Genomic DNA, 12,306 nt, shown 5'->3' with positions numbered 1-12,306 from the left:
CTATTTTCGGATCAGCAATTGTTGGGCTGTAATTGATTGGGCCTTGGGGGCAAGCTAAAACAAAATAAACAAAGTTAGTGTAACGCATACACCAAGCAAATTGAGTTGAGTTAATGTCATTGAATTTTTCACCTGATCTAATGTTTTATGTAACATTCTTGTATGTTTCATAAACAATATGACAGAGATCTATGACGGTTTCATTACAGGTCAAATTTTAAGCCGCTTTTTGTAGTAGTTTATCAAGCCAACGATTTGGAAGTAGCCTCTTTAATACCGCGAATACTTTGGTTGGTGTTGTTACCCGATAACGAAGCTTTGGCCTAGGAGATTCCAGTGCGTGAATTAAAGGGGGTATACATGCCTCGGGAGGAAGTACGAAGGCATTGCTAGATGTATCGTTATTTAGCCTAGACTTTTGCAGGGCATAAGCTTCATGATGGACGCTATTTATCGGATCTATCCACTTTTCAAATGCTTTAAGTGCATTGGCTCGAAACTGAGTCTCTATCGGTCCGGGCTCAATCAATGAAATATGAATATTTGTTCCTGAAAGTTCAAGCCGCAATGTATCACTCCAACCCTCAATGGCGAACTTAGATGCGTTATAGGCACCTCGATACTTCATTGCGGCAAAGCCAAGTATTGAACTGTTTTGAATGATTCGGCCTTCTCCATTATTACGCATAGCTGGGAGAAGTAGAGTTGTTAGTTGGTGCCAGCCGAAGAAGTTGGCTTCAAATTGCGCTCGAAGTGATTGTGTTGGAAGATCTTCAATGGCACCGGGTTGTCCGTAGGCACCATTGTTAAACAAAGCGTAAAGTTGATTGTTTGATATTTGTAAAACGGATTCAACAGCGGTGTTGATGGATTCTTCATCACTAAGATCAAGCTGAATGCAAGTGATGCCTTGCTGAATTAGACGCTCTACATCTTGCTTTTGGCGACATGACGCAATCACCTTATATCCGCGTTCTTTAAGAGTTTTTGCTGCTGTTAGCCCAATGCCAGAAGAACAGCCTGTTATTAATACCCATCGACTCATTTGAAATACACAGTAGTAGAAAACAACGGATAGAATAGTCGATTAATTATAAGGTTGTAATAGGTTTTTAAAAGCGGGCTCTATACGTGAGTAATTAAAATGAAAGCCAAGGTCAGTTAATTTTTTAGGCTTGCATCGAGTGCTATCTAAAAGAAGTGTTGAGCTTTCGCCAAGCAATAAACGAATGAGCCACTTGGGTGTAAACAAAAAATGTGGACGGCCTAAAGTTTTAGCAAGCATTTGACTGAAGTGAGCATTGGTTACCGGGTGAGGGGCAGTAAGGTTAAATGGACCGTCGGCATGTGGAGTATCAAGCAAGTGGATGATAGCGCGAACCATATCAGTCATATGGATCCATGGCATGTATTGCTTTCCTGAGCCGATTGAACCGCCAATGCCACATTTATAGACTGGTAGCATTTTTAATAGTGCTCCGCCTGTAGGGTGAAGTACTAAACCCGTTCGAATAATGCATACTCGAGTGTGTTCAGAGCGTGCCCGTTTAGCGATACTCTCCCACTTTTCACAGACTTGGTGCGGAAAGCCTGATTGATTGACATGTAAAGACTCATCAAAAGGATGAAATTGTTGATCGCCGTAATAGCCAACAGCTGAACCACTAATAAAGATAGAGGGAGGGGTTGTACTTGCGTGGATAAGTTCGACTAATCTTTCAGTTATGCTCCAACGGCTATGAGTAATATGTTTCTTCTGAGTTTTTGACCAACGCTTACTCGCGATAGGTTCGCCAGCAAGATTAATAATGGCATCAAAGCCATTGAGGTCATGAAGATCATCAAGAGAAGTGAGAAATGAAAGAGTGGTATCGTTTATATGAGAAAGTCGTTTTTTTGCGTGCTCTACATCGCGTGTTAGAGCCACTATTTCATAAGAGGCTAAATGCTTTAGCAACTCTTGACCGATAAAACCTGTGCCACCTGTAATTAATAGCTTCATTAGGCCTCCTGCTTACATAAGTATAGTAACGTTATGTTATATGCCACAGTTTCGTGCCATTCATGGGGTTAATAACAGTTAACGTTGCAATAAATATCAGTTTTATTTCCACCTCGTTACGTTAATCACATCATACATCAATTCTATTTGCCATGATGATAAAGCTCATTTATTTCATGGAGATTGAATGAACGGCCTAGTCGCACTATTTAAGTCAATGCTCACAAGCTTCAGAGACCTTTTACCCATCATTGCTGTTATCAGCTTTTTCCAGCTAGTGGTATTGCAAGAACCTTTACCTAACCTTATTTCGATTGTCTTTGGATTGGTACTTGTCGTCCTGGGTTTAACGTTTTTTATTTTTGGATTAGAGATGGGGCTATTTCCCATTGGTGAATCAATGGCACAAGCCTTCGCGCGTAAGGGGAGTGTATTCTGGCTATTGGTTTTTGCTTTTTGTCTGGGGTTTGGTACTACGGTAGCTGAACCTGCGTTGACGGCTGTAGCAAACGAAGCGGCCGAAGTCGCGGCAGAAGGGGGGGTCATTACTAATTCTGCCGAGGAGAGGGATTCCTATGCGAGTGGGCTGCGTTACACCGTTGCTCTATCTGTTGGTTTTGCAATTTTGATTGGTGTATTAAGAATCCTTAAAGGGTGGCCAATACACTATATGATCATTGGTGGTTATATTGGTGTCGTAATACTCACAGGCTTTGCTCCTGAGCATATTATTGGCATTGCTTACGACTCAGGCGGCGTGACAACGTCAACCATTACTGTCCCTTTAGTCACGGCTTTAGGCGTCGGCTTAGCCTCTGCAATTAAAGGCCGAAACCCAATGCTTGATGGGTTCGGCTTAATCGCTTTTGCCTCTTTATTACCAATGATGTTTGTTATGGTTTATGGAATGGTGCTGGGATGATCACAGTTGACCATTTTATAAATACGTTTTTAGATACCATCATCAATGTCATTCCTATTGTCACCATATTATTTGGTTTTCAAGCTGCGGTGCTGCGTCGCCCTGTCAATAACTTACCTCATGTATTATTAGGCTTTGTTTATGTTCTTTTAGGTCTGTCTTTATTTCTTATTGGTTTAGAGCTCGCTTTGTTCCCTTTGGGGGAAACAATGGCACAGCAACTTACCGCTCCTAAATTTCTCAATGAAGTTCGAATTTCCCTCGGAGAAAAACTCTCTTGGATTGATTACTACTGGGTCTACTTGTTTGCATTTCTTATTGGCTTTAGCACGACGGTCGCTGAGCCATCTTTGATTGCCGTTGCAATAAAGGCCAATCAAGTTTCCGGTGGCAGTATTAGTGTGAACGGCTTAAGAATTGCAGTAGCTCTAGGCGTGGCATTTGGTATTGCACTTGGAAGCTATCGAATTGTTGTTGGGGATCCAATTCATTATTACATCATTGGTGGTTACGCCATTGTTGTTATTCAGACCTTTTACGCGCCTAAGTTAATTATTCCACTCGCGTACGACTCTGGCGGAGTGACAACGTCTACAGTAACGGTTCCATTAGTAGCAGCGTTAGGGCTAGGTCTAGCATCAACGGTCCCGGGACGAAATCCTGTTATTGATGGGTTCGGGTTAATTGCATTTGCAAGCCTATTTCCAATCATTTCGGTTATGGCGTACGCGCAAATTACACAAGCATTAAATAAAACGAAAGTATCAAAGGAGAAATCAGATGCGCTTTAAACTCATACTAGCGTTTGTTGAAGATAGTAGAACCGATATCGTCCTTGATGCGGCTAGGAACGCAGGAGCGACAGGAGCGACGGTTATAAATAATGCCAGAGGGGAGGGGCTCAATAAAAAACGTACTTTCTTTGGCTTAACCTTAGAGGTTCAAAAAGATGTACTGCTGTTTGTTGTTGAAGAACACTTGTCTAGGCACATTTTAGAAACGATCAGTGAGGTCGGTGAATTTGATGCAGAATCAGGTCAAGGTATTGCAGTTCAAATTGATGTGGAAGATGCGGTCGGTGTCGCTCATCAAATGGAAACATTAACCAAAGTTGTCGAGGATGAATTATGAATAAGCATGAAAAAATTCGAGTGCGGGACGTTATGGCGAATACCTACGTCATGGTGGATGGCTTAACGACGGTGAATGAAGCAATTACGTTAGCTAGACAAGGTTTAGTTAAAGCTTTGATTGTTAATAAGCGCCATGACGACGATGAGTTTGGTATCGTGTTGATGAATGATATTGCTAAAAAAGTTCTGGCTAGAAACCGCTCTCCCTTAAGAACCAATGTATACGAAATTATGACCAAACCAGCGTTGTCTGTTGATCCAGATATGAATGTTAAATATTGTGCTCGTCTGTTTGAGCGATTTGGTATTAGCCGTGCACCAGTGATTGAAAATGGCGAGGTGATTGGTATGGTTAGCTACAATAATATTGTGGTTAATGGCATGGCAAGAGATGACGAACGGTTAAATAGAATTTAGAATACGCCTCATATTATTTGAGGAGAGATATCAGTGGAATTATTTTTTGCATCCGATTTACATGGAAGCTTGCCTGCGACTCAACGAGTACTAGAAAAATTTGAACAGTCAGGTGCAGATACTTTAGTTTTACTAGGGGATGTTCTTAATCATGGACCAAGAAACCCTATACCTGAGGGCTATGCTCCTGCTGATGTAGCGACGCTGCTCAATCAGTATGCCGATTCGATCATTGCAGTGAGAGGAAACTGTGATAGCGAAGTGGATCAAATGTTGCTGAGCTTTCCAATGATGACAGACTATACATGGCTGTTATTAGAGTCAGGGCAACGAATGTTTATCACACATGGGCATTTATACAATTCAACAAAGCGTCCACCATTAAAGATTAATGATCTTATGGCATTTGGACATACCCATATCCCAGTCGCTGAAAAAGATGATGGCATTATCTTGTTTAACCCGGGCTCGGTTACATTTCCAAGAGATGGTCACCCGGCAAGTTATGGTTTGTATTCTGATGGTGAGTTACAAGTGATTAGTTTTTCAGGTGATGTAATATCAGCGTGTAAATGCTCATATTAACATCATTTATGATTATTTAGATTAAACAACCAACCCTAAGCTCGTTGAATTGGATAGTCACGCTTGGTGGCTGCATTATTTAGATAACGAGCTTGATACCAACCGCAAGCGTTAGGATCTCAAAGCAAACCTTGATGGTTTTATTACTCCTTTTTAGAGCGATGTGAGCGCCAATACTGCCCCCTAAAAAAGAGCTGAGCAGTAGAATTGGGATCCATTGCCAATAGATAGGCGCCCCTGCCGCTGCAACGCTCATTCCACCAATACCATTCCAGACGATTCCCACGCACAACATTGTATAAGCGACGGCTTGTTTATAGCTTAAACCAAACCAGCGAACTAAAAATAGAGTAACGAGTAAACCAGATCCCGCCGTCAATGAACCGTTAATAATGCCTATTGTGAAGAGTCCTTGCGCACCAATAAAAAAACCGATGGGTGTTCGGTTGGTGGGTTCTTCAATGTGACCTAACGATTTTTTTAGGCGGGAATATATACCTAAGCACAAAATCATTACACCAAGCGTTTTTGTTGCAATGGCTTCAGGAATTAGTAACACAACATTGGCACCAAGAATGACGCCGAAACAACCAGTAATCGTAATGAAGAGTGCAAGTCGAAGGTTGCATGTTTTATTTTTTATATGGGTGTAAGCCGCACCAAGCCCTAACGCAACACTGGCGATTTTGTGGGTGCCAAGAGCGATAGAAAAGGGCAGGCCCAAAAAAATAAGCAGAGGGAATTGGAGTAATCCTGCGCCACCTCCAGAAAGAGAGGCTAGGGTATTGGCAATGAGTGAACCAATAAAAAGAATGGAAGCATCGAAAGTGTTCATTGAGATCCTTCTCAGGCTTGCTTAGTCTAAAAACAAAAGGGAGACAATCGTCTCCCTCTAACTGCTAATAGTTATAATTGTTTAATTGGTAAACAATACCGTTGAACCGTGACTCAGGCTAGTCAGTAGCAGTGTTTTATCGTTGACGATGTCAATTCGGCGACTCTGTTGAGCATCCATTTTGAATAGTTGGGTGATGAGCTTTAATTGATCTTCAGTAAAGTCTTTGGTCTGTGCAGACGAAACATCTTTAAACTCTTTTGGTGAAACTAATAAATAGTTATCACTGATATCCCATTCACCCGTTTCTGATATGTTAATCATCGTTTCAGCATCGCTATTTTCGACCATCAGTCGGACAAGAGACACGCGAATGTATGTGCCGTTTGGCAGATACTTAACGTTTGAGTTTACTTCAGCACGTCGCAATGGTCCGACAGAATCCTCAACAGTGTGAGAGATCTCTGTGATCATTCGTGATTGCCACTCATGAGAAGTAAGAACCTGTTCCACTTTAAGGTCACTTCCCCAGTATAACCAGCTACTAAATATAACCGATGCTGCAAGAATTATGGCAGCGACTTTTTGAGTCATCATTTTATCCATTACTTACACACCTTCTTGATATTAGGGTTATTCCAAATGATACGAACGCTCTTGTTGTTGGCTGAGCTTTCTATGTTATGAATGTAGTTCAAAACGATCTGATCATTTTGACCGCCGGTGGCAATAATCTGACTTGGTACTAGCTCACCGTTATGTACTTCTAAATAATTATTAACGCACGCTTCAAGAGAAGGTAACCATTGCCCCATTTCTGGGTGGTTCATTGGTGTCATAACAGGAACATCCTGAAACGTAGCGAGTTCTCTAAACTTAGTCTCACTAGGCGTTGTAAATAATGTGACAGCCAAAGGTAGGAAAACAGCAATAGCTAATAAAAGGTTGGTAATGAATCTTGTTGGCTTAGCGACGTTGAAGTTAGGCTCAATACGGGGTAACGCCTTATCGTCAGGGGATTCGTTAGCGACGCTGTCTGAAATAGGTGTTGTAATTTCAGCTACGGGGGTATCGTCAACAGCAGTCGAAAAGGTATCTTTAGTGCCAGCTAGAGCGGTGGTGAGTTCAACCGAACAGATCAGTTGGTAACCACGCTTTGGTACTGTTTTTACAAACAGAGGTGATTTTGTTGAGTCCTTCAACATTTTTCTCAGCGTTGAAATCGCTTGAGTTAGGCTCGAGTCATCCACTTCAAAACCTTGATCTCGCCAAACAAATTCATGTAACTCGTTACGAGTAATCACTTCGTTTGGTCGCTCACATAGTAACAAAAGAATACGGCTTTCATTGCTACCTAATCGAACTAGATCAGTATCACTTTCTTGATCTACTAATGAGTTGTTATTCGGGTCAAAAGTAAACCGGTCTGCGAGGATAAACTTTGTGCCTATATTGCTCATTGGACTCTTCTTATTTATACAAATTGTTGGGGGTAAACGCTCAGTTTGAATGTCAATGAATGAAACATCAAATGAATAGCTTTAGTTTCTTTGATAAGTTTCGCGCCTAGGATAAACAAAAATCATAAAAAAAACAGTGTTTTTATGATTTTTGACCTTGAATTTACAATTGTCATCCTCATGTTAACTATCAATGCGCCCTCTATAGGGATGTAAATCAATCAATGAAATATACAGAATCACGGAGCTAATATGAGCGATACGGCAACAAGCAATAAAGAAACGCGTGGCTTTCAATCTGAAGTAAAACAGCTACTTCACCTAATGATTCACTCTCTGTATTCGAACAAAGAAATTTTCCTACGAGAGCTTATTTCTAATGCTTCTGACGCATCAGACAAACTTCGTTTCCAAGCGCTATCAGATTCAAGCTTATACGCTGGTGATGCTGACCTAGGCGTTAAGTTATCGTTTGATGAAAAAGCAAATACATTAACGGTGTCTGATAACGGCATTGGTATGACTCGTGATGATGTTATTGAACACCTAGGTACGATAGCTAAATCGGGTACTGCTGATTTCTTCTCAAAGCTTTCTGAAGATCAAGGTAAAGATTCACAGCTTATCGGTCAATTCGGCGTGGGCTTCTATTCTGCATTTATTGTAGCTGATGCCGTTACTGTTCGTACTCGTTGTGCAGGCCTAGCATCTGATCAGGCTGTTCAATGGCACTCTGCTGGCGAAGGTGATTACACGATTGAAGACATCACCAAAGAAACACGCGGTACCGATATTATTTTACATATGCGCGATGAAGGAAAAGAGTTCCTTTCTGAATGGCGTGTACGTGAGGTCATTAGCAAGTACTCAGATCATATTGGCATTCCAGTTTCTATCTTAACGACAGTGAAAGACGAAGAAGGCAATGAGACAGAAGAGACAAAGTGGGAGCAGATAAACAAAGCTCAAGCACTATGGACTCGTAATAAGTCTGACATCTCGGAAGAAGAGTACCAAGAGTTCTATAAGCATGTTTCTCACGACTTTGCGGATCCTCTACTGTGGAGCCACAACAAAGTTGAAGGTAAGAACGATTATACAAGCTTGCTTTACATCCCAGCAAAAGCACCTTGGGACATGATGAACCGTGACCATAAATCTGGTCTAAAGCTATATGTTCAACGTGTATTTATTATGGATGACGCTGAGCAGTTTATGCCGTCATACCTGCGTTTCACTCGTGGTCTAATCGACTCTAACGATCTGCCGCTAAACGTATCTCGTGAAATTCTACAAGATAACAAAGTAACGCAGTCGCTACGTAACGCTTGTACAAAGCGTGTACTGACAATGTTAGAGCGTTTAGCTAAGAACGAAGAAGAAAAATACCAAAGCTTCTGGAAAGAGTTTGGTCTAGTACTAAAAGAAGGGCCAGCTGAAGACAATGCAAACAAAGAGAAAGTAGCGGGTCTACTACGCTTTGCATCGACAGAAGTTGAATCGGCGGATCAAACTATTGGCCTTGCTTCTTATGTTGAACGCATGAAAGAAGAGCAAGATAAAATCTATTACCTAACGGCTGATAGCTATGTCGCTGCGAAAAACAGTCCTCACCTAGAGCAATTTAAAGCGAAGGGTATTGAAGTTATCTTAATGTCTGACCGCATCGATGAATGGTTAATGAACTACCTGACTGAATTTGATGGTAAGCAGTTCCAATCAATCACCAAAGCAGGTCTTGATCTGACTAAGTTTGACGATGAAGCAGAGAAAGAACAACAAAAAGAGACAGAAGAAGAGTTCAAGTCTGTTGTAGAGCGTACTCAAGCTTACCTTGGTGACCGTGTAAAAGAAGTTCGCACAACGTTCAAGTTGGCAAATACACCAGCGGTTGTCGTGACTGATGACTTTGAGATGGGCACTCAAATGGCGAAGCTTTTAGAAGCGGCAGGCCAAGAAGCGCCTCAAGTAAAGTACATCTTTGAGCTTAACCCTCAACATGATCTTGTTAAGCGCATGGCTGATGAGGCTGATGAACAAGCGTTCGGTGGTTGGGTTGAAGTTCTTCTTGGTCAAGCAATGCTTGCAGAGAAGGGCTCAATGGAAGATCCGTCTCAGTTTGTAGGCGCGATCAACAAGCTTTTGACTAAAGCGTAATAGCATAATCAGTATGAAAGCTCGCCTAGGCGGGCTTTTTTATTTTTATTGGTTAAAATCGCTGAAATAGAAGTTATTCCACTCCTTTTGTAGGGTAACGGTTGCGTCTAGAGCCATTCTTTAGTCGTAAATCGGATCGAACGTCAAAAATTATGTTAATATGCCCGGCAGAATAACAGGCTATAAGCATTGGTATTCATGACAAAGGGATATTGTTTTAATACGTTATACCGAAACTTATCGTTGCTTAAGGCAATAAAGTTATAGGCTTGGGCTTAATCACGTTGAGTTTATTATTTAGTGCCACAGTGAGCTTCGGTATAAATCAATTTTTATCTAAAGAGGAACAAACATGCGCATCATCCTTCTAGGTGCTCCAGGTGCAGGTAAAGGCACACAAGCTCAATTCATCATGGAAAAGTATGGCATTCCACAAATCTCAACGGGTGACATGCTAAGAGCTGCTATCAAAGCGGGCACTGAAATGGGCAAGCAAGCGAAAGCCGTAATTGATGCAGGCCAACTTGTTTCTGATGAAATCATTCTAGGTCTTATTAAAGAGCGTATTGCTCAAGCTGATTGTGAGAAAGGCTTTTTGCTAGATGGCTTCCCACGCACTATCCCTCAAGCTGATGGCTTGAAAGAGATGGGTGTAGAAGTTGACTACGTGATCGAATTTGATGTTGCTGACGCTGTAATCGTTGAGCGTATGGCGGGTCGTCGTGCTCACCTAGCTTCTGGTCGCACTTACCACACAACATTCAACCCACCTAAAGTGGAAGGTAAGGATGATGTAACAGGTGAAGATCTAGTTGTTCGTGATGACGACAAAGAAGAGACTGTTCGTGCACGTCTTGGTGTATATCATGAGCAAACAGCGCCACTTATCGAGTACTACGGTAAAGAAGCTGAAGCTGGTAACACTAAGTACCTTAAGTTCGACGGCACTAAGCAAGTTGGCGAAGTAAGTGCTGACATTGAGAAAGCTTTAGCATAAATCGTTAACTGCATTCTTAAGAATTTGTTATATTTAAAGCGACCTTTTTCGGTCGCTTTTTTAATAACTTAGCTATAAAAACTATCAGATAGGACATCATGACTCAGAGACATCAACAAGGTGTATTACTCGTTAATCTTGGCACACCGACAGAAGCGACAACCGTCGAAGTTAAACGATTTTTAAGTCAATTTTTACTCGACAGTCGAGTTGTCGATATGTCTCGTCTTATTTGGTATCCGCTATTAAAAGGGGTCATTATTCCCTTCCGAGCCCCTAAGGTCGCAAAACTGTATCAAGCGGTATGGCAAGAGGATGGCTCGCCTTTAATGGTCTATTCACAGCGTCAAGCCGTCAAGCTAGAGAAGGTGTTAGACATGCCTGTTGAATTAGGAATGACCTACGGCAGTCCTAGCATTCAATCTGGTATAGAGGCTTTGCAAGCAAGAGGAGTGGATAGCATTACGGTACTGCCGCTTTATCCTCAGTATTCAGGAACTACGACTGCGGCTGTATCTGATGCATTTGGTACTGCGTTATCTAAGTTGACTGTCGTGCCTAGCTACCAGTTTATCTCTAGCTACCAGCAACACCCACTTTATATCGAAGCGCTCGCTCAATCGGTCAGGAGATCTTGGGAAGAAAAGGGCAGAAGTGACTACTTACTTTGCTCATATCATGGGATCCCTAAACGTTTTGCTGACAATGGCGATGTTTACCCACTCCACTGTGAGCAGACAACACAGCTTCTTGCGAAGGCGTTAGACTTACCAGAAGATAAGATAGGCATGACCTATCAATCTCGGTTTGGTCGAGAGGAGTGGCTGAAGCCTTATGTAAAGGATACGTTGGAAGAGTTACCCAAGAGTGGATATACATCTCTCGATATAATTTCACCGGCTTTTTCGGTTGATTGTCTAGAGACGCTTGAAGAGATCGCTCAAGAGTGCCAAGAGATTTATAAGGATGCAGGTGGCAAACAATTTAATTACATCCCTTGCCTGAACGACGATGATGCACACATTGACATGATGAAAGATCTTGTAAAAAGCACAGCCTAAGATAGTGGAAGGGCGGTTAGCTTGAATTTTACGGAATAAAGCGCTAGATGTTACTTAATTAGCCCTTTTTCACCTAAGGCGGTAAATTTGTTGGTGGAAGAAAATAGGCCTGTAACATATAGTATCGATGGATTTGATTTGGTAACAAGAAGTTGGTTTAAAGAAATGAAACGTTGGTATCTTTTATATTGTAAACGAGGTGATCAGAAGCGTGCGAAGGTACATCTCGAAAATCAAGCTGTTGAGGTTTTTTATCCTGAGGTAGAGTTGGAAATAATAACTCGTGGTAAGAAAACAATTAAAAAAGAGCCACTTTTTCCATCGTATATGTTCGTACGTTTTGATTTTGAAGCAGGACCATCCTTTACAACAGTTCGTTCTACCCGTGGTGTGGTTGATTTCGTTCGCTTAGGGAGTCAGCCTCAAGAAGTTCAAGGGGATTTGATATACACCCTCAAAAAGCTTGAGCAAGAGAACGATGAGATCGAAGCTGTTAATTTACCTCTAAAAGGGGAAGCGGTAAGTGTTGTTGGTGGCCAATTCTCAGGTATTGACGCTATTTATCAAGAGTCAGATGGTGAGTTAAGATCCATATTATTGGTCAAAATGATCAGTAAAGTAGTCCCTATTAGTATTGATAATAAAGATTTAGATTTGAATTGATTACATTTGAGTTCGACTTAACCCATTGATAAAAATAAAAAAGGCACCCTTAGGTGCCTTTTTTTAGTTAATGA

General features: G+C 41.5%; 14 protein-coding genes. 9 read left to right on the top strand and 5 right to left on the bottom strand.

Going from position 1 to position 12,306, the window contains the following annotated elements; all coding sequences use genetic code 11:
- Positions 1 to 217: 217 nt before the first annotated feature.
- Together L4C54_RS04875 and L4C54_RS04870 are read right to left on the bottom strand one after the other, a co-directional pair.
- Positions 218 to 1,045 carry an SDR family oxidoreductase gene (locus L4C54_RS04875; RefSeq protein WP_428807282.1) on the bottom strand — a complete coding sequence of 276 codons (828 nt, stop codon included), beginning with the start codon at positions 1,043 to 1,045 and terminating at the stop codon, positions 218 to 220.
- A 42-nt stretch (positions 1,046 to 1,087) separates the two neighbouring features.
- On the bottom strand, positions 1,088 to 2,002 hold the full coding sequence (locus tag L4C54_RS04870) for a TIGR01777 family oxidoreductase (protein ID WP_428807281.1): 915 nt from the start codon (positions 2,000 to 2,002) through the stop codon (positions 1,088 to 1,090).
- Positions 2,003 to 2,189: 187 nt separating this feature from the next.
- Here L4C54_RS04870 and L4C54_RS04865 point away from each other — a divergent pair, with 187 nt between their 5' ends.
- The 5 genes from L4C54_RS04865 to yfcE are packed head-to-tail and all read left to right on the top strand — an operon-like array spanning position 2,190 to position 5,059.
- Positions 2,190 to 2,924: a DUF1538 family protein gene (locus L4C54_RS04865; RefSeq protein WP_428807280.1), complete on the top strand. Its 735-nt coding sequence runs from the start codon at positions 2,190 to 2,192 to the stop codon at positions 2,922 to 2,924.
- Positions 2,921 to 3,715, top strand: coding sequence for a DUF1538 domain-containing protein (locus tag L4C54_RS04860; RefSeq protein ID WP_428807279.1), 795 nt, complete (start codon positions 2,921 to 2,923; stop codon positions 3,713 to 3,715). Before L4C54_RS04865 ends, L4C54_RS04860 begins: the two co-directional genes overlap by 4 nt.
- Positions 3,705 to 4,055 (top strand): P-II family nitrogen regulator, encoded by a 351-nt coding sequence (locus tag L4C54_RS04855; RefSeq protein WP_428803775.1) that lies wholly within the window; start codon positions 3,705 to 3,707, stop codon positions 4,053 to 4,055. Before L4C54_RS04860 ends, L4C54_RS04855 begins: the two co-directional genes overlap by 11 nt.
- Entirely contained in the window at positions 4,052 to 4,474 is a 423-nt protein-coding gene (locus L4C54_RS04850; protein WP_428803776.1) for a CBS domain-containing protein, read from the top strand. The genes L4C54_RS04855 and L4C54_RS04850 overlap by 4 nt, the downstream gene beginning before the upstream one ends.
- Positions 4,475 to 4,507: 33 nt before the next feature.
- Positions 4,508 to 5,059 (top strand): phosphodiesterase, encoded by a 552-nt coding sequence (yfcE, locus tag L4C54_RS04845; RefSeq protein ID WP_428807278.1) that lies wholly within the window; start codon positions 4,508 to 4,510, stop codon positions 5,057 to 5,059.
- A 79-nt stretch (positions 5,060 to 5,138) separates the two neighbouring features.
- Here yfcE and L4C54_RS04840 read toward each other — a convergent pair whose 3' ends face one another.
- The 3 genes from L4C54_RS04840 to L4C54_RS04830 form a co-directional block, all read right to left on the bottom strand.
- The gene (locus L4C54_RS04840; RefSeq protein WP_428807277.1) at positions 5,139 to 5,894 is read right to left on the bottom strand and encodes a sulfite exporter TauE/SafE family protein; all 756 of its coding nucleotides are present in this window, start codon (positions 5,892 to 5,894) and stop codon (positions 5,139 to 5,141) included.
- 81 nt (positions 5,895 to 5,975) lie between these two features.
- Positions 5,976 to 6,488 carry a regulatory protein ToxS gene (locus tag L4C54_RS04835; protein ID WP_428803817.1) on the bottom strand — a complete coding sequence of 171 codons (513 nt, stop codon included), beginning with the start codon at positions 6,486 to 6,488 and terminating at the stop codon, positions 5,976 to 5,978.
- Between the two features lie 11 nt (positions 6,489 to 6,499).
- Complete coding sequence (locus L4C54_RS04830; protein WP_428807276.1) at positions 6,500 to 7,354, bottom strand: winged helix-turn-helix domain-containing protein; 855 nt, start codon at positions 7,352 to 7,354, stop codon at positions 6,500 to 6,502.
- 252 nt (positions 7,355 to 7,606) lie between these two features.
- Here L4C54_RS04830 and htpG point away from each other — a divergent pair, with 252 nt between their 5' ends.
- From htpG to rfaH, 4 genes are all read left to right on the top strand, one after another.
- Complete coding sequence (gene htpG / locus L4C54_RS04825) at positions 7,607 to 9,511, top strand: molecular chaperone HtpG (RefSeq protein WP_428807275.1); 1,905 nt, start codon at positions 7,607 to 7,609, stop codon at positions 9,509 to 9,511.
- 352 nt (positions 9,512 to 9,863) lie between these two features.
- The gene (gene adk / locus L4C54_RS04820) at positions 9,864 to 10,508 is read left to right on the top strand and encodes an adenylate kinase (protein ID WP_428807274.1); all 645 of its coding nucleotides are present in this window, start codon (positions 9,864 to 9,866) and stop codon (positions 10,506 to 10,508) included.
- 98 nt (positions 10,509 to 10,606) lie between these two features.
- On the top strand, positions 10,607 to 11,569 hold the full coding sequence (hemH, locus tag L4C54_RS04815) for a ferrochelatase (protein WP_428807273.1): 963 nt from the start codon (positions 10,607 to 10,609) through the stop codon (positions 11,567 to 11,569).
- Positions 11,570 to 11,734: 165 nt separating this feature from the next.
- Positions 11,735 to 12,232: a transcription/translation regulatory transformer protein RfaH gene (gene rfaH, locus L4C54_RS04810; protein WP_428807403.1), complete on the top strand. Its 498-nt coding sequence runs from the start codon at positions 11,735 to 11,737 to the stop codon at positions 12,230 to 12,232.
- Positions 12,233 to 12,306 lie beyond the last annotated feature (74 nt).

Source organism: Vibrio lamellibrachiae (assembly GCF_050337265.1).
GTDB classification, from domain to species: Bacteria; Pseudomonadota; Gammaproteobacteria; order Enterobacterales; family Vibrionaceae; genus Vibrio; species Vibrio kyushuensis.
Note: the sequence above shows the minus strand (reverse complement) of the source record. Positions and strands in the feature narration are given on the sequence as shown.

What these genes read in the sequence shown, in the direction of transcription:
- L4C54_RS04835 (WP_428803817.1), bottom strand. Translation starts at nt 6,488, where the DNA reads ATGACTCAAAAAGTCGCTGCCATAATTCTTGCAGCATCGGTTATATTT.
- L4C54_RS04850 (WP_428803776.1), top strand. Translation starts at nt 4,052, where the DNA reads ATGAATAAGCATGAAAAAATTCGAGTGCGGGACGTTATGGCGAATACC.
- adk (WP_428807274.1), top strand. Translation starts at nt 9,864, where the DNA reads ATGCGCATCATCCTTCTAGGTGCTCCAGGTGCAGGTAAAGGCACACAA.
- L4C54_RS04840 (WP_428807277.1), bottom strand. Translation starts at nt 5,894, where the DNA reads ATGAACACTTTCGATGCTTCCATTCTTTTTATTGGTTCACTCATTGCC.
- L4C54_RS04865 (WP_428807280.1), top strand. Translation starts at nt 2,190, where the DNA reads ATGAACGGCCTAGTCGCACTATTTAAGTCAATGCTCACAAGCTTCAGA.
- hemH (WP_428807273.1), top strand. Translation starts at nt 10,607, where the DNA reads ATGACTCAGAGACATCAACAAGGTGTATTACTCGTTAATCTTGGCACA.
- rfaH (WP_428807403.1), top strand. Translation starts at nt 11,735, where the DNA reads ATGAAACGTTGGTATCTTTTATATTGTAAACGAGGTGATCAGAAGCGT.
- L4C54_RS04855 (WP_428803775.1), top strand. Translation starts at nt 3,705, where the DNA reads ATGCGCTTTAAACTCATACTAGCGTTTGTTGAAGATAGTAGAACCGAT.
- L4C54_RS04875 (WP_428807282.1), bottom strand. Translation starts at nt 1,045, where the DNA reads ATGAGTCGATGGGTATTAATAACAGGCTGTTCTTCTGGCATTGGGCTA.
- L4C54_RS04830 (WP_428807276.1), bottom strand. Translation starts at nt 7,354, where the DNA reads ATGAGCAATATAGGCACAAAGTTTATCCTCGCAGACCGGTTTACTTTT.
- L4C54_RS04870 (WP_428807281.1), bottom strand. Translation starts at nt 2,002, where the DNA reads ATGAAGCTATTAATTACAGGTGGCACAGGTTTTATCGGTCAAGAGTTG.
- L4C54_RS04860 (WP_428807279.1), top strand. Translation starts at nt 2,921, where the DNA reads ATGATCACAGTTGACCATTTTATAAATACGTTTTTAGATACCATCATC.
- htpG (WP_428807275.1), top strand. Translation starts at nt 7,607, where the DNA reads ATGAGCGATACGGCAACAAGCAATAAAGAAACGCGTGGCTTTCAATCT.